Raw genomic sequence first — 17,740 nt, 5'->3', positions numbered from 1 at the left:
GGCAGAGGACGGCATCATGCCCCTATCGTACAGGGGTGAAGCGGGAAAGGAATTTGCAAATATCGAATTTTTCGTTGTATATGGCTCGATACAGCTTCATGGAGAGGGCACTGGACATGAGAGTTTCTACAGGTCTCCTGAACCGCCGGCTCTTTGGCAAAGCGGCGCTTGCAGCCACAGCCCTCGGTCTTCTGATCGGGATCTCGCCCCAGGCGCGTGCCTCGGACAATACCCTGGTGCTGGCCGCCGCCAGCATGAAGGACAGCCTGGAAGAAGTCGCCAAGCTCTATGAACGGAACACGGGGAAGAAGGTCGCCCTGTCCTTTGCCGCCAGTTCCGCCCTTGCCAAACAGATCGAGCAGCAGGCTCCCGCCGACATCTTCATCTCAGCCGATCTCGACTGGATGGACTATCTGGCCAAGCGCGACCTGATCAAACCGGAAAGCCGGTCCAACCTCGTCGGTAACAGGCTCGTCCTGATCGCACCCAAGGCCGATGCCAGCCCAATCACCGTCGAGAAGGGCAATTTCCCCCTGCTCCAGCGGATCGGCAACAGCCGTCTGGCGACCGGCGAGCCCAACAGCGTTCCGGTCGGCAAATACGCCAAGGCAGCGCTCACGCATCTCGGCATCTGGGAGGAGGTCGAGCCGAAGCTGGTCCGGGCCGAAAGCGTCCGCTCGGCGCTGACTTTCGTGTCGCGCGGCGAGGCGCTGATGGGCATCGTCTACGAGACGGACGCCAAGGTGGACAAGGGTGTTGCGGTCATCGGGACCTTCCCGGCGGATAGCCACCCGGCGATCATCTACCCGATCGCACGCACGGCAACCAGCAAGGCTCCGGACGCCCAGGCGTTCCTGGACTTCGTGAAGTCGCCGGCCGCCTTCGACGTGTTCCGGAAGTACGGCTTCTCCGCAGCCCCCGCTCCCCGGGGCTGACGTGCTGACTCCCCTGGAAATCGAGGCGGTCAGCCTGAGCCTGTGGGTGGCGAGCTGGAGCACCCTGACCGTGCTGCCGCTCGCCATCGTGGCGGCGCTCATCCTGGCCCGTGCCGAGTTCTGGGGAAAATCGCTGTTCGACGGCATCATCCACCTGCCGCTGGTGCTGCCACCCGTCGTGATCGGCTATCTGCTGCTGATCACGCTGGGAACGCGCGGGGTCATCGGGTCATGGCTGCTGGAAAACTTCGGCATCCGCCTGATCTTCACGTCGGCGGGCGCTTCGGTCGCCGCCGGCGTCATGTCGTTCCCGCTGATGGTGCGGGCGATCCGGCTGGCGATCGAGGCGATCGACAGCGGGCTGGAAGCGGCGGCGCGGACGCTGGGCGCCGGTCCGATCGACCGGTTCCTGACCATTACCCTGCCGCTGATGCTTCCCGGCATCCTTTCCGGCGCCGTGATGGCCTTCGCCGCCAGCCTCGGCGAGTTCGGCGCCACGATCACCTTCGTCTCGAACATTCCGGGCGAGACCCGGACCCTGCCGCTGGCGATCTATACCGCGACGCAGACGCCGGACGGCGACCTGGAAGCCGCCCGGCTGGTGGCGCTGTCCTTTACCCTGTCGCTGAGCGCGCTGATCCTGTCGGAATGGCTCGGCCGCCGGGTCCGCCGGATGATGGGCAGGCCCTGAGCGATGCCGGCATGGGGGGTTTTTGAATGCTGGACGTAGCCATCAAGCGGCGGCAGGGATCGTTCGACCTCGACATCGCCTTCCAGGCGCCTTCCCAGGGCGTCACGGCGCTGTTCGGTCCCAGCGGGTCGGGCAAAAGCTCCGTCATCAACGCCATCGCGGGCCTGAGCCGGCCCGATACCGGGCACATCCTGCTGGACGGCGCCGTCCTGTTCGATAGCGCCCGCAGGATCGACGTGCCGGTGGAAAAGCGCCGCGTCGGCTACGTCTTCCAGGACAGCCGCCTGTTCCCGCACATGTCGGTGCTCGACAACCTGCTCTACGGCTTGCGCCGGGTTCCTCAAGGCGAACGCCGGATCGAGCTGGAGCCGGTAACGAAGCTGCTGGGGATCGATCCGCTGCTGAAACGGCGTCCCCACACGCTTTCCGGCGGCGAAAGGCAGCGGGTCGCGGTCGGGCGGGCGCTGCTGGCCCAGCCGCGCATCCTGCTGATGGACGAGCCGCTGGCCTCGCTGGATGCTGCCCGCAAGGCCGAGATCCTGCCCTATATCGAGCGGCTGCGCGACGAGCTGAACATCCCGATCGTCTTCGTCAGCCATTCGGCGGACGAGGTTGTCAGACTGGCCACGACGCTGGTACTGGTCGCCGACGGGCGGGTCCGGGCGACCGGTACGGTTGCGGAACTATCGGTCCGGCTGGACCTTGACGGCGCGATCGGCGGGCCGGAAGCCGGCGCCGTGCTGGATACCACCGTGATCGGTCACGATCCGGCCTCCCGCCTGACGGCCCTGGGCTTCGACGGCGGCGAGTTGACGGTGCCGCTGCTGGGCCTGGGTATCGGCCAGTCGTTGCGGGTTCGCATCCAGGCGCGCGACGTGATCCTGGCGCTGGAACCGCCGTCGCGGATCAGCGTGCATAACATGCTGGAAGGCCGTATCATCGAGCTTGGCGAGGCAACCGGACCGTCGCGGGACGTTAAGATCGATCTCGGGGGATCGTTCCTGCTGGCCCGCGTCACCCAGCACTCGGTCGAACGGCTGGGGCTGTCCGTCGGTGTCCAGGTCTTCGCCCTGGTGAAGAGCGTCGCCTTCGACCGAGTCTTTCCGGGACCGGCGGGAAAGCAGATCGCCCTCTAAGGGCCGCAAGAACAGAGTTGAGGAATCAACCGCCATGGCGAAGCTCAGGCTGCGCATCGATTTCGAACCCGCCGGCTCGCTCGGCCCCGGCAAGGTGGCCCTGCTGGAAGCGATCCGGCGCTGCGGTTCCATCTCCAGCGCCGCCCGCGAGTTGGACATGTCCTACCGCAGGGCATGGCTGCTGATCGACGATTTGAACCAGACCTTCCGCCAGCCGGTCGTCAGCGCCGTCGTCGGCGGGCGGAAAGGCGGCGGGACGGGCCTGACCGCCTTCGGCGAGACCGTGATCCGCCATTACCGCGAGATGGAGGCGGAGGCCTCGGCCTCGCTCGCCCGTCACATGACGGCCCTCCAGGAGGAAGTGGCAACCGCCGGCACCGACGCTCCAAGGCACGACTGTCCCGTTCCGGAGGACGGTTCCGAGCGCGGTGAGCAGGAACAGGACTGCGACGGGCGGAAGGCGATGCAGCGCAGCCTGTCGAAGCAGCCGGGCGGACGGCTTAACTAACACCTGCCCAACAGCGTTACATACAGTCAACACCTTCCGAGATTTGGGTCGTTCATGGAAAGATCGGGGGTCTGCGTGCTACCGGCATGCCGACCCAACGATAAAAAGGATAAGTTCCATGAATGGTTCGCTGTCACGCCGCCGTCTTCTGACGCTCGGCGCCCAGGGCTTCACTGCATCGTTCGCGCTGGGCGCTTGCGCATCGAATCCCCCCGCCTCACCCGACGATCCCGCGGCCCTGGTCAGTAGCGCCGATACGACCCTGAGCAATTTCCTGCGCGATCCGGACATGACGTGGTTCCGCAACAACCTGCCGAGCGCGCGAGGCGTGCTGATCGTTCCGGCCTTCGTCCGGGCCGGTTTCATCTTCGGCGGCGGCGGCGGCAACGGCACGCTGATGGTCCATGACGATTCGGGCAACTGGAGCTATCCGGCCTTCTATACGGTGGCCTCCGGCAGCGTCGGCTTCCAGGCCGGCGCCTCGGTGGCGGAAGTAATCCTGATGATCCGCTCCCAGCGCGGCGCCGACGCGATGCTGAGCAATTCCTTCAGGCTGGGCGCCGATGCCAGCGTTGCGGCCGGCCCGGTCGGCACCGGCGCCCAGGTCCAGACCTCCGACATCCTGGCGTTTTCCCGGTCCAGGGGGTTCTTCGGCGGCGTCAGCCTCGACGGGTCGGTGATCGCCCCTCGCGACGCCTGGAATTCCACATTTTACGGGCGCCAGGTCCGCCCGGTGGATATCCTGGTCAGCCGCAACGTATCCAACCCGCAGGCCGACGGGCTGCGCAACCGATTGAGCAGCAACATCCAGAGCTGACCCCAAGGAACCGGCCGTGCGCGGACGGGACGTCATCGACGTCGATACCGATCCGGCGGAGGCGCTCCGCGACCGCCTCCGCCGCGTCATTCGGCTGGGCGTCCCGATTTTGGGCGTGTTGCTGATCGCCGGGGCGCTGGCCGGAACAGCCTACTACTCCTACACCGTCAACCGGCGGGACGCGCTGATCCTGAGTGAGGACCTGATCGAAGCCCTGGACCGGCGTGTCAGGACGCAGGTGACGGCATGGCTCGAACCGGCCGCCGATACCGCCGAAGTCTTCGCCGGCGCCGTCGCGGAAGACCCCTTCGGCCCTGGGTCGGAAGCGCTGGCGCTGACCCTGATGCGCAGCCGCACCCGGCTGACTTCCCTGTATGTCGGCGGTGCCGGGGGCGATTTCCTGATGGTGCAGCGCTCGGCGGCGGGCGGGCTGGACACCAAGCGGATCGTCAAGTCGGAAGGACAGCGCCGGGTGACCTGGACACGGCGCGCGCCGGACGGTGCGGTGACCGGGACCGAGGAAGATCCCGCAGACACGTACGACCCGGCGGAACGGGCATGGTACCGGGGCGCCGCCGCGGCCGACGGGCTGTTCTGGAGCGACGTCTACGTCTTCTTCTCCAACCGGAAGCCCGGCATCACGGTGTCGAAATCAGCCCGCCGGACGGATGGCTCCGTGTCGGCGGTAGTCGGAGCCGATGTCGAGCTTGCCGCGATCGGCGAGTTCCTGGGCCAATTGGACGTTGGCCGTACCGGACGGGCATTGATCACCGAGGGGGATGGCAGGCTGGTAGCCCTTCCCGATGCGGCGGCCCTGCTGCGCGGCGAGGACGATGCGCCGCGACCCGCCCGCATCGAGGAACTGGGCCAGCCGGTGATCCGGGAAGCCTTCGACCGGGTGAGGATCAGCGGCGAGACGCGCGCCCTCATGGAGATCGACGGCACCCGGCAGATCGTCTCGGCATCCTCCCTGCGGCAGACGGTCGGGCGCGACTGGTGGCTGCTGCTGATCGTGCCGGAAACGGACTTCGTCGGGTTCGTCGCGGCCAACAACATCAGGACGCTGATGCTGTCGGGGTCGGTCATGCTGCTGGCGATCGGGCTTGCTGGCTTCCTGGCATGGCAGGGCGTCCGGACGGACCGTCATGCCCGCGACCTACTGCGGCGCCAGCGGGCGCTGGCTGTTCAGAACACCGCCCTGCGGGACCTTGCCGGATTGGACGGGCTGGGCAACCCGGCGGAGGGGGCGGCATTGCGGCGCGCGACGGAGATCATTTCAGGGGCTACAGGTGCGCGCGGCATCAGCCTGTGGCGGATCGAGGACCGGCTGCTGGTCTGCGCCGACAGCTTCGACCGCGACAGCCGGGGTCACACCGACGCTGCGGAAATCCCGCTGGACCAGTGCCCGCAGTTCGCCGAAAGCCTGTCGTCCGGTGAAATCCTGTCGGTGGCGGACGCCGGAAGCGACCCGCTGACGGCGGAGCTCTACCTGATCTACCTTCAGGCCGCCGGCTGCCGCAGCCTGCTGAGCGTGCCGGTCCGGAACGACGACCGCGTGGTCGGATGCGTCTGGATCGAGGACGCAGCATTGTCGGCGGAAGCGGAACAGGACGCCATCGGCTTCGTCCGCATCCTGGGCCGGCTGCTGGCGCCGCGCTTCGCCACTATGCCAGTGCCGGAGGCTCCGGCTGCGCAGCCTCCGGCGCGGGCTGCCGCCGAAGCACGCGGCGGCGCCTGCCTGCCGGGCGGACAAGCGGGGCTGCGGAACGCTTCCCTGTCGGTCGAGCGCGACCGGCTTCTGCTCCACGAGATCACCCGGCGCGGGCTGGGCGACGATCAGCTCGCCGCGATGCGCTTCTCCCACGTCACCGTGATGGTGCTGCGGATGGCCGACGACATAGCACTGGCTACGGGGAATGCCGCAGACGCCGTAGTGATCGAACGGATCGTCCGGTCCTGCCAGGGTGCGGCGGAACGGCACCGCATCCGCTACCTGAAGATCCTGAACGAGCAGATCGTCGCGGCGGAAGGATTTGACTCCGACGACAGGGAGGACGCGGCGAGGCGGCTAGCGAGTGCGGCGCTGGAAATCGATGCCGAATGCATGCGCATCTTCACCAGCCTGGGCCGTCCGCCGGGCTTCGCGCTGGGGCTCGACACCGGGGCGGTCCTGGGATCGGCGATCGGCTTCGGGCAGGTCGCCTTCAACGTCTGGGGCGAAGCGGTGCGGGTGGCGGCGACCATGGCGAACTCGGCCCCCGGCGGCATGGTCCAGGTGACCCAGAGCACCTACGAGCTTCTGCGCGACGGCTTCGTGTTCCGCCGGCGCGGCGCCTTCTGGCTGGAGCGGCTGGGCGAGATGACGACCTATTTCCTGCGGGGGCGCCTGTGACCGGCACGATGACGGGCCAAGCCGTCAAGGCGGGAAAGCCGGCGCCCCTGCCGCCCTGGTCGCCGCGCTGGATCGTCACGACGGCCGCCGTTGGAACGGCGGTACTGCGCCAGATGGTCAGGCCGGTCACATGGCGCCGGCCCGTCCGGATGGAGTTTATGCGCTTCATGGCGATCTCGGGTCTCCAAAGCATCCCGGCGGTCACCATAACCGCTGTCCTGGCCGGTCTCGGCCTGCTGTCGCAAGCGCTCTACTGGCTCGAGCAGGTCGGCCAGAACGACGAGATCACCCAGATCATCCTGACCATCCTGGTGCGGGAAGTGGCGCCGCTCACCGTCGGGCTGCTGGCGATCGGACGCAGCGGGCTGATCATCCTCAGCGAGTTGAGCCGCATGCGGGAGGAAGGACGGCTGCGGGCGCTGGATGCGCAGGGGCTGGACCCGCTGCTCCTGCTGGTGCTGCCACGCGTGCTGGCGCTGTCGCTCAGCACCTTCTGCCTGACGATCCTGTTCGTCGCCGTGGCTCCCCTGGCCGGCATGCTGGCGGCGCTGGCGCTGGGCATCGTCCGCCAGCCGGTCGATCAAGTCCTCCTCAACATCCTCTCCATCATCGGATCGGCCGGCTACCTCATCCTGCCGCTGAAGTCGCTGAGCATCGGGTTCCTGATCGGGCTGGCGGCCTGCGTCACGGCGCTTGAGCAAGGCGCCGGTCGAGACGAGGCCGCCACGACCCTGCTGCCGTCGGGTTTCTTCCGGGCGCTGCTGCTCACCCTGGTGGTGAACGGGCTGCTGAGCGCCATGGTGTAGACGATGGACCAGCCGCCGGTCCTGAGGTTCGCATCCACCGTCCTGACGGACGGCTTGTCGGTCGACCTGACGCTGGGACCGGGCGAGCTGATCCTGATCGATCCGGGCGATGAGGAGCACGAGCGGACGATCGCCGATGCCGCCTGCGGGCTGGCGCCGCCCCTGCAAGGGACCGTCAGCATGCTCGGACGCGATTGGCTGAAGCAGCAGCCCGACCACGCCAACGCCCTGCGCGGGCGGATTGGTCACAGCTTCCGGCGCGGTTCCTGGGTCCCGTATCTGAGCCTGATCGACAATATCCTGCTGCCCCAGCTTCACCATACCACGCGCCCCTATGCCGAGATCCGGGACGAGGCGAACAGGCTGTCAGCCGGCTTCGGCCTGCCCGGACTGCCGACGGTGCTGCCGGGACAGGCGACCGCGTCCGATCTTGTCCGGGCGGACCTGATCCGCGCCTTCACCGGGTCTCCCATCCTGGTGATCCTGGAAGGACCGCCGGCCGACGGCATCGGTCCGCTGGTCGGTGCGATCCGGGCGGTGCGCGACCGGGACGGCGCCGTGCTTTGGTTCACGCTCGATCCGGCGCTCTGGTACGAGCCCGCCATTCCCGCCACCCGCCGGTACCGGCTGCGCGGCGACACTCTCGTGGCCGAGGGAGACCCGCGATGACCGCAGAGACCCGGCAATTCCGCTATGCCAGCCGGCGCATCGGCCTGTTCGTGCTGCTGGCGCTGGCGGTCTTCGTCGCCGCAATCCTCCAGGCCGGCATGCTGCGGGGACTGCTCAATCCGACATCGACCTTGCGCGTCATCATGCCAGCCGAAGGATTGGCGGGTCTGGCGCGCGGTTCCGCCGTCGAGGTGCTGGGCACCAAGGCCGGCGAAGTGCGCGAGATCGTGATCAATCCGACCGAGAACTTCCACGCTATCGTCCGGATCGACAAGGCGATGCAGCCCTTTATCCGGAGCGATTCCAAGGTGCTGATCCGGAAGCAGTTCGGCATAGCGGGCGCCGCCTTCCTCGACATCACGCGCGGCACCGGGACGGAACTGGACTGGGACTACGCCGTGCTGGAAGCGGCACCGGAACGCGGCGCCACCGAAAACATCGGGCAGATCATCGACCAGTTGAGCACCAAGATCTTCCCGGTCATCGACAAGACAGACCGCGTCATGGCCGCCCTGGCGAACATCACGGAGGAACTGGACCGGGGCGAGGGTTCGGCGGGTCATCTGCTGGTGGACGACACCCTCATCCGCGACCTGGAAGCGGCGGTCGCCCAGGTGCCGCCCGTGGTCGGCAATGCCGATGCGGCTCTGGTGTCGCTGAACGCCGTCCTGCGCAACGTCAACCGGCTGGTGCCCCAGATCCGGGACCTGGCGGGCAAAGCCGGCTCCGCCTCGGCGGAGTTGCCGATGTTCATCAACCAGACCCAGGCCGCCGTGGCGGAGTTGGAGCGGCTGCTGGTCCAGTTGCAGGGTAACTGGCTGCTGGGCGGTGGAGGCGGCCAGCCCGGCCAGCCCGAAAGGAAACCGCTGTCCCCGCTGGAGGTCCGCCCGTGAGGCCGCGTCGTGGCGGCATATCCGCCGCCATCCTGTGCCTGATGCTGACCGCCAGCGGCAGCATACTGTCGGCCTGCGGCGGCACGCCGGAACCGCCGCCTAGTCCCGAGGCGGTGCAGGAGGCGGAGATCTCGGCGTCCCTGGAAATGGCCCGCTTCGCCTTCCTGTCCGGCCGCTACGATCAGGCGATAAGGGCGTATTCCGGCAGCCTGGACCGCGCCTATGCCCGTGACGATGTGGCGGCGATCGCTGTGGCGGGTCAGGAACTTGCATTCTCATACCTGCGCGCCGGCAAGCCGAAGGAAGCGGTGCAGGCTGCCTCCAGGACCAGGGACGAACTGGCGCGCCGGGGCCGCCCCGCCCGTCCCGCTCTGGCGCTGGTCGAGGCCACGGCGCGCTACCGGCTGAAGGAGACCGCCGTGGCGGAACGGCTGGCCCGCGAGGTCGCCGCTGCTCCCGACGATCCGATGGCGGCGAGCCGCGCGACCTTCCTGCTCGGCATGATCGCGGCCGACCGGCGCGACGTCCCGGCCCTTACCGCCGCCTCGGACACACTCTCCCGAAGCGGCGAGCAGCCGGAGATGAAGGCGGACAACCTTCATCTGAGCGGCAGGCTTCACCTGATCCGGAAAGACTACGTCCAGGCCGCCGACGCCTTCATGGCGGAGGAAGCTCTGCGCCGCGCTTCCGGCGACGAGCCGGGCGTCGCGCGGGCGCTGGCATTGGCAGCGGATTCGACGGAGAGGAACGGCCAGAAGGCGAAGGCGGCCGACCTCTGGTTCCGCTCCGGCAGGAGCGCCGCCCAGGAAGGCGACGCCGAGGCGGCATCCCGCCTCCGCCGCGCGGAATCCCTGGCCCGGCATACCGGTCAGCCGGCGCTTGCCAACGAAGCCCGCCGGCTACGGCTGGACTTGTCGAAAGATCGGCCTTAGCTCAGCTTTTCGTCAGCATAAGCGTTCCCTGCCTGGCGATCTTGCCCGTGATCTTTTCCGCCAGCATGGCGAGCATCCAGGGCAGGTCCACTTCGAGGCGAACCTCGTTGTCGCCGACATCGACCCGCCCGCTGATCGTCTGGGCCATGACGGCCACGTCGAAGGCCAGCCGGTCGTCGGTCCAGCGGTCTTCCACCGTGGCGCCGACGCCGGAAAGCTGGGAGCGGACCTGTCCCATGCCGTCCTGAAGGCGCCGCCTCGCCTCTTCGCGTCCGAGCTGATGGGGGATGGTGACGACCACGGGCTTTCGCATGTCTCGTATCCTCAGGATGTTTCCCCATAAGTACGGAGGCGGGGGGCCAATTTACAGAGGCGCCGGAATTTTGGGACTTTTCCGGGAGTTCGAGCATTAAGGAAGAAGGAAGATCAGCAGAACGGTAATGTCATGGGCTCGCGCGGTACTCTCAGGAAATGGAAGAGGGCGGCGACCCGCATCCTCGATCTTGCGGCCCGGCCTGTCCGGACGGCCCATGGCAAGCGCGGCATCGTCCTTCAGCCCTATCGGGGCTACGGATCGCGGGAGGAAGTCTTCCTGATCGGCCGTGCTTTCCGTCAGTCCCGTACCGAACACGGCGGCGGCGAGGACGATCTGGCCGGCCATCTGCGTGACATCGGCCGCAGGATCGTCCGCCGCTCCGTCGCCGGCGCTACGGTGCGCGCGCGGTTCGGTGGCGCCGAGCAGCGGGCCGTGACCGACCGCGACGGCTATTTCCGGATTCACCTGAAGGTCCGAGAGCTGGCGCCCAGCGACGACTGCTGGCACGACATGGACCTGGAGCTTGAGCAGCCGGACCCGGTGACCGCGACAGCGCAGGTCTTCATCCCGCCGCGGCACTGCCGGCATGTCGTGATCAGCGATATCGACGATACCGTGATGTTCACCGGCGTCGCCGGCAAGCTGAAGATGATGTGGCGGCTGTTCGTCCAGGATGCGGAGAACCGCGTCGCCTTCCCCGGCGTGGCGGAGCTTTACCGGGCTATGCATGCCGGGCCGTCCGGCCGTGAGAGCAACCCGATGCTCTATGTATCCCGGGCACCGTGGGGCATCTACGACGTGCTGGACGAGTTCTTCCGGATGCACAACATCCCCGTCGGCCCCATGCTGTTCCTGCGGGAATGGGGAGTCACCTGGAAAAGTCCGCTGCCCCGCAAGGCGGAGGACCACAAGCGCGAGTTGATCGGCAACATGCTTGCGCTCTACAAGGACCTGCCCTTCGTCCTGATCGGCGACAGCGGCCAGCACGATCCCGAAGTCTACCGGCAGATCGTCGACGAATATCCCGGCCGGGTGACGGCAGTCTATATCCGCAACGTCTCGCGCGACGAGACGAGGATCCGGGAGATCGAGGATCTGGCGAAGGCCGTGACGGCGGCGGGGAGCGGCATGGTGCTGGCGGCTGACAGTCTCGCGATCGCCGACCACGCGGCCGAACTGGGCCTGATCGATCGGCAGGCACCCGCCCGGGTCAGCGCGGAAATTGATGCGGAGGGCGCCACCGCCAGCAAGAGGCCAGCGCGTAAGGTAGCCCGTCGGGACCTGCGCGACGCCGTCATGGGCAGCGACGGCAGCGGAGGCGGAAACGGGGGCGACGCGCCCAATGTGGTTGTCGGGACCGACCGGCGCGACTGACGTTAACCATAAATCCTACCTTCTTCCAAGCCGGATGAAAAAGGGTATTTCCGCATAGCTGCAGACGGCCGCTTTTGCTTCACGTGAAACCGCGCCGTTGGAACCGGTAGTACCAGTGGACCGTTCTCCGCAATCAGGTGTCGCACCGGCTCCAGGGCAATCCTGGGCATGGATAGAACGAAGACGCTTGGCAGGGGAGATCAGGGATCATGAACAAGATAGCGCTGGCTGCGCTCTGTACCGCTGTCCTGACGGGAGGCGCCGCAAGCGGCGCCATGGCCCAGGACGTCAAGGAAACCATCTGTGCCCAAGGGACCTATTCCGAGCCTTGTCCCCAGGTGATTTGGTGCCCGGCCACCAATTGCGGCATCGGTATCCCGAAATCCGACGGGCAGCTCGAAATCCTCTACTCGACCGAGAAGAAGATGGATGGGACGTCGCGGCGACCTGTGCAGGCAGGCTCCCCGATGAAGCTGGAAACGATCAACGGCCGCATCATCGTCTTCGAATGGGAAGACCCCGGAAAGGTCGAGCAGGCCGGTTCCGACCTGACGATCAAGGACATCCTTTACGTCGTCATGCCGCCGGCGAGTTCCGGTTGAGCGGCTTCGCCCGAAGCCTTTGCCGACCTTAATCTTTCTAAACGGCTCGTTTTTTCTCAAGAGGAACCGATGATCAAGCTGCGCATCAATGGCCAGGAGAAGCAATTCGACGGCGACGGCGAGATGCCGCTGCTGTGGTACCTGCGGGACGAACTGGGGCTGACCGGCACCAAGTTCGGCTGCGGCATCGCCGCCTGCGGCGCCTGCACGGTCCATCTCGACGGCGAGGCCGTACGGTCGTGCCAGACGCCGATCAGCGCCGCCGAGAATGCGGCGGTGACGACGATCGAAGGCCTGGACCCGCAAGGCAACCACCCTCTCCAGAAGGCGTGGCGCGACGTCGCCGTGCCGCAGTGCGGCTATTGCCAAGCCGGCCAGATCATGCAGGCGGCAGCGCTGCTGAAGCAGACGCCGTCGCCGAGCGACGAGGAAATCGACACCGCGATGTGGGGCAACATCTGTCGTTGCGGCACCTATACGCGCATCCGCGCAGCCATCCGCCAAGCGGTAAAGGGAGCGTGACATGACCTCGTTGATAAACACCCCGGTCACCGAACCAGTCATTCCGTCCGCCAACGACCGCATCACCGGCGAAGGCATCACCAATGTCAGCCGGCGCGGCGTTCTGAAGGGCATCGTCGCCGGCGGCGGCCTAGTGCTGGCCGCCCGCATCATGCCGGTCGGCCGTCCCTTCGCCCAGACCGCGACGGCCTACGGCGCCGCGGCCATGCCCCACGGCACGGTCAACGCGCCCAGCGCCTTCATCTCGATCGCCAAGGACGGGACGGTCACCATCGTCTGCCACCGCTCGGAGATGGGCCAGGGCGTCCGCACCGGCATGCCGCAGATCGTGGCCGACGAGCTGGAAGCCGACTGGAGCCGCGTCCGTGTCGTCAACGCCACCGGCGACGAGGAGAAATACGGCAACCAGGACACCGACGGCTCGCGCAGCACCCGGCACTTCATGCCGGCGATGCGCGAAGCCGGCGCCAGCGCCCGCATGATGCTGGAACAGACCGCCGCCAAGCGCTGGGGCGTCGATCCGTCGGAAGTGTCGGCCAGCAACCACGAGGTCGTCCACAAGGCGTCGGGCCGCAAGCTTGGCTACGGCGAACTGGCGGAGGAAGCGGCGATCCTGGAGGTTCCGGCCAAGGACCAGATCAAGCTGAAGACGCCTGACCAGTTCCGCTATATCGGCAAGGGGCTTCCGCTGGCGGACGGTTTCGACATCACGGTCGGCAAGGCCATGTACGGCTTCGACACCTGGATGGAGGGCATGAACTACGCCGTGGTCGCAAGGCCGCCGGTGTTCGGCGGCAAGGTCGCGTCGCTGGACGATTCGGAAGCCAAGAAGATCCCCGGCGTCCTGAAGATCGTCAGGATCGAGGGCACTCCGGCCCCCGCCAAGTTCATGCCGCTGGGCGGCGTCGCCGTCATCGCGAAGAACACCTGGGCGGCGATGAAGGGCCGCGACGCGCTCAAGATCACCTGGGACGACGGGCCGCACAAGTCCTACGACAGCGAAGCCTACCGCGCCCAGATGGAGGAAACCGCCCGCAAGCCGGCCAAGGTCGTGCGGAACGAAGGCGACGTGGACGCGGCGCTGGGCAAGGCCGCGAAGAAGCTCGAGGCGGAATACTACATCCCCCATCTGGCCCAGGCCCCGATGGAGCCGCCCGCCGCCACCGTCCGGATCAAGGACGGCAAGTGCGACGTCTGGGCCTGCGTCCAGGCGCCCCAGATCACCCGGACCGACATCGCCGAGAAGCTCGGCATGAAGTTCGAGGACGTCACCGTCCATGTGACGCTGCTGGGCGGCGGTTTCGGACGGAAGTCCAAGCCCGACTTCGCGGTCGAGGCCGCCCTGCTGGCCAAGGAGATGAACGGCGCCCCGGTCAAGCTGCTGTGGACCCGCGAGGACGACATCCGGCACGGCTACTATCACACCGTCTCGGCCGAGCGGATCGAAGCCGGCATGGATGCCAACGGCAAGCCGGTCGCGTGGCTGCACCGCAGTGTCGCTCCCAGCATCGTGTCGATCTTCGCCCCCGATCCGAAGCACCAGGGAGCGTTCGAACTGGGCATGGGGCTGGTCGACGTGCCGTTCGACATCCCCAACCTGCGCTGCGAGAACGGCGAGGCCGAGGCCCATGCCCGGATCGGCTGGTTCCGGTCGGTCTCGAACATCCCGCACGCCTTCGCCATCCAGTCGTTCGCGGCGGAAATGGCCCATGCCGCCGGCAAGGACCAGAAGGACTACCTGCTGGAGCTGATGGGACCGGCCAGGGTCGCCGAGCTGAAGTCGCTCGATACGCTGTGGAACTACGGTGAGTCGACCAAGATGTACCCGGTCGATGTCGGCCGCCTGCGCCACGTCACCGAGCTGGTCGCGGAAAAGGCCGGCTGGGGCCGCAAGGTGCCGGAACGGCACGGCCTGGGCATCGCGGCGCACCGGAGCTTCGTGACATATGTCGCGACGGTGGTCGAGGCGGCGGTGGCGGAAGACGGCACGCTATCCATCCCGAGGATCGACGTGGCGATCGACTGCGGCAACGTCGTCAACCCAGACCGCATCCGCTCCCAGGTCGAGGGTGCTTGCATCATGGGCCTGAGCCTCGCCTTGTCGAGCGAGATCAGCTTCAAGGACGGCCGCGTCGTCCAGGGCAACTTCGACGACTATGTGGTGGCGCGGATCGATCAGGCCCCGCGTGAGATCAACGTCCACATCGTCCCGTCGAACTGGGACCTGGCGCCCGGCGGCGTCGGCGAGCCGGGCCTGCCTCCGCTGGCCCCGGCCCTGACCAACGCCATCTTCGCCGCGACCGGCAAGCGTATCCGGACGCTGCCGATCGGGGAACAGCTCAAGGCGTAAGCCGAAGGCTCGGCTTAAGGCTAAGGGATTGGGGAGAAAGCTCTTTTTCAATGGGGTTTCTCCCCTACCCCGCCGTGCCGCACTTACTTCCTTTTAGTAACGATTGAACACCTGTTCAGATTGACAGGTGTCGGAGCCGTCAGTAAGGTGCGCCCGTCCATTGGGGAGTAGCCACCCTTCACGAAGGGGCGCGTGCCAACAGACTCGGGTGTCATGCCCGTGGCGCGTGCGGCTTACGGAACATCGTCCGCTAAGGCGACGATGTGATCCGGCGGTTCGGCGAGACTGATGGCACGACCGCCGCCCGAAGGCCAACCGGGTGCGGGCGTGCTATCCTTGCTCGTCTGGCCGGAGATACCCGGATGTTCGGCGCCACTTCCTTCGCGCTCGCTCTCAGCCTGTCCATGGATTCGTTCGCCGCCGCGCTTGGGCGCGGGGCCGCCCAGAACAAGCCAGGTCTGCCCGAAGCGCTTCGGGTCGGCCTCATCTTCGGCATCTGCCAGCTCCTGATGTCGGTCGCCGGCTGGGCGGTCGGATCCTCCTTCGCCGATGTCGTCCAGGACTACGACCACTGGATCGCCTTCGCCCTGCTGCTCGCCATCGGCGGCAGCATGCTGCGCAACGCGATCACGGGAGAGACCGACGATCCCGCCGCCGCCAAGCGGTCGGGCTGGCTGTCGCTGCTGACCACCGGCGTCGCCACCAGCATCGATGCAAGCGCCGTTGGCGTCGGACTGGCCATGGCCGACGTCAACATCGCGCTGACCGCCAGCCTCGTCGGGCTCGTCACGTTCCTGATGGGTTTCGGCGGCGTCATGCTGGGCCGCGCGGCCGGGCCGATGCTGGGACGCCGGGCCGAATTGATCGGTGGGCTTGGACTTGTCGCCATCGGCACCAAGATTCTGGTCGAACATACATTGTTCTGATCGACACGCTATAATCCGAAACAGCCCGAAGCTATCGGAGACTAACCCATGTGCTGCCGCCCCGCCGTCGAACGAGCGTTTACCGAAATGAAGGCATCAGGTGCTCCCGACCGGCATGCGCTGGAAGCAGCCCTGATCATCCACCGCTTCCACCATCCCGAAGTCCCGCTGGACGAGGCCCTCACCGAAGTTTCGCGCTGGACGGTCGGCCGTCTGGTCCACTGACGCGGTCGGCCCATCGGATTCCGTGCCGGTTCGTCGGATCCCGTTCGGGATTTAGACCCTCCCCGTTGGTATCGGTATCGGCCTGAAAGGCGAGGTAGTGGAATTCGCCCCTCTCCTCAATCGTTCTGTCATCAAGCAACAATGATGATGGTTCGGGAGAGTCATGGTGGAGAACCATGTGCGCAGTGCCTTGGTGCCCTTATATCCAAGGTTGAGGCGGTTCGCCGTGGCCCTGACCGGCTCCAGGGCCGAAGGCGACGATCTGGTTCAGCATGCCTGCGAACGGGCGCTCACGCGCACTTACCAGTGGCAGCCGGGCAGCCGGCTCGACAGCTGGCTTTTCCGTATCATCCAGAACACATGGGCCGACGAACGGAAGTCGGCACGCAGTCGCACCCAGGCTCCGATCGAAGCGGCGACCGACGAGATCGGCGACGACGGGGTCAGGCGGGCGGAGGCTCGGCTGACGCTGGACAATGTCTACCGCGAACTATGTAACCTGCCCGAGGAGCAGCGGGCCGTCCTGACGCTGGTCTGCGTCGACGGCCTTTCCTACAAGGAAGTCGCCGAAATACTGGGCATCCCCGTGGGCACGGTCATGAGCCGCGTGGCGCGGGGACGTCTGGCCCTTGCCGACCGCATAGAAGCATCCGGCGGGCATTCCGCCGATAACATTCTCAAGCTACGGTGACTGCCATGAGCGTGTTCATAGACGATGCAATGCTGGCAGCCTATGTGGACGGGGAACTGGACCCCGCCCAGCTCCGGGAAATCGATCGATTGCTGATCGCGGACCCGCAAGCGCGGTACAAGGTCAGGCGCATGCGCGAGACCACGGCACTGCTGCGCGCGGCCTGCGCCGAGTCCCACTTCCAGGAAGTTCCCGACCGCCTGATGCAGCTGGTCGAAAAGCGGCCGGCACCGGCGCGGACTCCTTGGCTGCACCGGATGATGGCGGCTTCGGTCCTGCTGATCTGTCTCGCCGGGATCGACTACACCCTGGATCATCATGCGTGGCCGGTCGAAACCGCCGCCGCCATGAATGAACGTACGGCCATGATGGACGAGATCGCCGCCTATCATCTGGTCTACGCCCGCCAGACCGAGCATCTGGCGGAAGTGCCGGCCGAGCGCCGCGAGCATATCGAGGCATGGCTCGGCTCCCTGCTGAACAGGTCGCTGAAGGTCCCCGACCTGTCGTCACAAGGCTTGAAGTTCGAAGGCGCGCGCCTGCTGGCGATCGACGCCTATCCCGTCGCCCAGTTGCTCTGGTCGCGTGAGCACGGCGATCCCGTTGCCCTTTGCGTCACCTTCGGCCCTACCGAAAGCAAGCCGCTGAACATCGAGCATCATCGAGGCTTGAATGTCGGCGTCTGGGACGAGAACGGCTACACCTATGTCGTAGTCGGCGCCCTCACCGAAGACGGCGTCCGTCGGATCGCGGCCAAGGTCGATACCAGCGTCGGAGTGGGAGAAGTCCCGCAGCAGGAAGGGGTCCTTCACGAGGGATAGCACCGGCCCCTGTTCGGACGTCCCGACCCGAAAAACCCGGCTGCACTTGACATCGAGTTACAGGAAATCGAGCTGCGGTATCCTTTGCGATACCGCCGCTCGATCGTTTTACAGCCGGCGCCGTCCAGACCCCA

At 66.7% G+C, this 17,740-nt stretch carries 19 protein-coding genes and 1 riboswitch; of the genes, 18 read left to right on the top strand and 1 reads right to left on the bottom strand.

Going from position 1 to position 17,740, the window contains the following annotated elements:
• The first annotated feature begins 116 nt into the window (after positions 1-116).
• From modA to N826_RS14280, 10 genes are all read left to right on the top strand, one after another.
• Complete coding sequence (modA, locus tag N826_RS14325) at positions 117-935, top strand: molybdate ABC transporter substrate-binding protein (RefSeq protein WP_044429871.1); 819 nt, start codon at positions 117-119, stop codon at positions 933-935.
• A 1-nt stretch (position 936) separates the two neighbouring features.
• Positions 937-1,626 carry a molybdate ABC transporter permease subunit gene (modB, locus tag N826_RS14320; RefSeq protein ID WP_044429869.1) on the top strand — a complete coding sequence of 230 codons (690 nt, stop codon included), beginning with the start codon at positions 937-939 and terminating at the stop codon, positions 1,624-1,626.
• 26 nt (positions 1,627-1,652) lie between these two features.
• On the top strand, positions 1,653-2,762 hold the full coding sequence (gene modC, locus N826_RS14315) for a molybdenum ABC transporter ATP-binding protein (protein ID WP_044429867.1): 1,110 nt from the start codon (positions 1,653-1,655) through the stop codon (positions 2,760-2,762).
• Positions 2,763-2,796: 34 nt separating this feature from the next.
• Positions 2,797-3,270 carry a winged helix-turn-helix domain-containing protein gene (locus N826_RS14310; RefSeq protein ID WP_063772257.1) on the top strand — a complete coding sequence of 158 codons (474 nt, stop codon included), beginning with the start codon at positions 2,797-2,799 and terminating at the stop codon, positions 3,268-3,270.
• A gap of 118 nt (positions 3,271-3,388) precedes the next feature.
• Positions 3,389-4,087: a lipid-binding SYLF domain-containing protein gene (locus N826_RS14305; RefSeq protein ID WP_084720753.1), complete on the top strand. Its 699-nt coding sequence runs from the start codon at positions 3,389-3,391 to the stop codon at positions 4,085-4,087.
• Between the two features lie 16 nt (positions 4,088-4,103).
• The gene (locus N826_RS14300) at positions 4,104-6,479 is read left to right on the top strand and encodes an adenylate/guanylate cyclase domain-containing protein (RefSeq protein ID WP_044429865.1); all 2,376 of its coding nucleotides are present in this window, start codon (positions 4,104-4,106) and stop codon (positions 6,477-6,479) included.
• Positions 6,476-7,285, top strand: coding sequence for an ABC transporter permease (locus N826_RS14295; RefSeq protein ID WP_052831252.1), 810 nt, complete (start codon positions 6,476-6,478; stop codon positions 7,283-7,285). The genes N826_RS14300 and N826_RS14295 overlap by 4 nt, the downstream gene beginning before the upstream one ends.
• A 3-nt stretch (positions 7,286-7,288) precedes the next feature.
• The gene (locus N826_RS14290; RefSeq protein WP_052831250.1) at positions 7,289-7,954 is read left to right on the top strand and encodes a P-loop NTPase family protein; all 666 of its coding nucleotides are present in this window, start codon (positions 7,289-7,291) and stop codon (positions 7,952-7,954) included.
• On the top strand, positions 7,951-8,847 hold the full coding sequence (locus tag N826_RS14285; RefSeq protein WP_044429863.1) for an MlaD family protein: 897 nt from the start codon (positions 7,951-7,953) through the stop codon (positions 8,845-8,847). Before N826_RS14290 ends, N826_RS14285 begins: the two co-directional genes overlap by 4 nt.
• Complete coding sequence (locus N826_RS14280; protein WP_044429861.1) at positions 8,844-9,779, top strand: outer membrane protein assembly factor BamD; 936 nt, start codon at positions 8,844-8,846, stop codon at positions 9,777-9,779. Before N826_RS14285 ends, N826_RS14280 begins: the two co-directional genes overlap by 4 nt.
• 1 nt (position 9,780) lies before the next feature.
• Here the strand turns inward: N826_RS14280 and N826_RS14275 are convergent, their stop codons facing one another.
• Positions 9,781-10,092 (bottom strand): polyhydroxyalkanoic acid system family protein, encoded by a 312-nt coding sequence (locus tag N826_RS14275; protein ID WP_044429859.1) that lies wholly within the window; start codon positions 10,090-10,092, stop codon positions 9,781-9,783.
• 132 nt (positions 10,093-10,224) lie between these two features.
• On the opposite strand from N826_RS14275, the gene N826_RS14270 reads away from it, so the two are divergent.
• The 8 genes from N826_RS14270 to N826_RS14240 all read left to right on the top strand — a co-directional run bounded on the left by N826_RS14270 (position 10,225) and on the right by N826_RS14240 (position 17,606).
• The gene (locus N826_RS14270; protein WP_052831247.1) at positions 10,225-11,469 is read left to right on the top strand and encodes an App1 family protein phosphatidate phosphatase; all 1,245 of its coding nucleotides are present in this window, start codon (positions 10,225-10,227) and stop codon (positions 11,467-11,469) included.
• 209 nt (positions 11,470-11,678) lie between these two features.
• The gene (locus N826_RS14265) at positions 11,679-12,071 is read left to right on the top strand and encodes a hypothetical protein (protein ID WP_044429857.1); all 393 of its coding nucleotides are present in this window, start codon (positions 11,679-11,681) and stop codon (positions 12,069-12,071) included.
• Positions 12,072-12,140: 69 nt separating this feature from the next.
• The gene (locus N826_RS14260; protein WP_044429856.1) at positions 12,141-12,593 is read left to right on the top strand and encodes a (2Fe-2S)-binding protein; all 453 of its coding nucleotides are present in this window, start codon (positions 12,141-12,143) and stop codon (positions 12,591-12,593) included.
• Between the two features lies 1 nt (position 12,594).
• Positions 12,595-14,943 (top strand): xanthine dehydrogenase family protein molybdopterin-binding subunit, encoded by a 2,349-nt coding sequence (locus N826_RS14255; RefSeq protein ID WP_084720752.1) that lies wholly within the window; start codon positions 12,595-12,597, stop codon positions 14,941-14,943.
• A gap of 150 nt (positions 14,944-15,093) precedes the next feature.
• Positions 15,094-15,256, top strand: a riboswitch (yybP-ykoY riboswitch).
• Between the two features lie 49 nt (positions 15,257-15,305).
• A complete protein-coding gene (locus N826_RS14250; protein WP_044429854.1) occupies positions 15,306-15,869 on the top strand; it encodes a manganese efflux pump MntP in 564 nt (187 codons plus the stop codon).
• 48 nt (positions 15,870-15,917) lie between these two features.
• Positions 15,918-16,094, top strand: a complete 177-nt coding sequence (locus N826_RS44185; RefSeq protein WP_169789353.1) for a hypothetical protein — start codon at positions 15,918-15,920, stop codon at positions 16,092-16,094.
• A 163-nt stretch (positions 16,095-16,257) separates the two neighbouring features.
• Positions 16,258-16,785, top strand: a complete 528-nt coding sequence (locus N826_RS14245; protein ID WP_044429851.1) for an RNA polymerase sigma factor — start codon at positions 16,258-16,260, stop codon at positions 16,783-16,785.
• Between the two features lie 5 nt (positions 16,786-16,790).
• Entirely contained in the window at positions 16,791-17,606 is an 816-nt protein-coding gene (locus N826_RS14240) for an anti-sigma factor (RefSeq protein WP_044429849.1), read from the top strand.
• Positions 17,607-17,740: the final 134 nt, after the last annotated feature.

It is taken from the genome of Skermanella aerolata KACC 11604 (genome assembly GCF_000936425.1).
In the GTDB taxonomy this organism is placed as follows: domain Bacteria; phylum Pseudomonadota; class Alphaproteobacteria; order Azospirillales; family Azospirillaceae; genus Skermanella; species Skermanella aerolata.
This window is presented reverse-complemented; position numbering and strand designations above follow the sequence as displayed.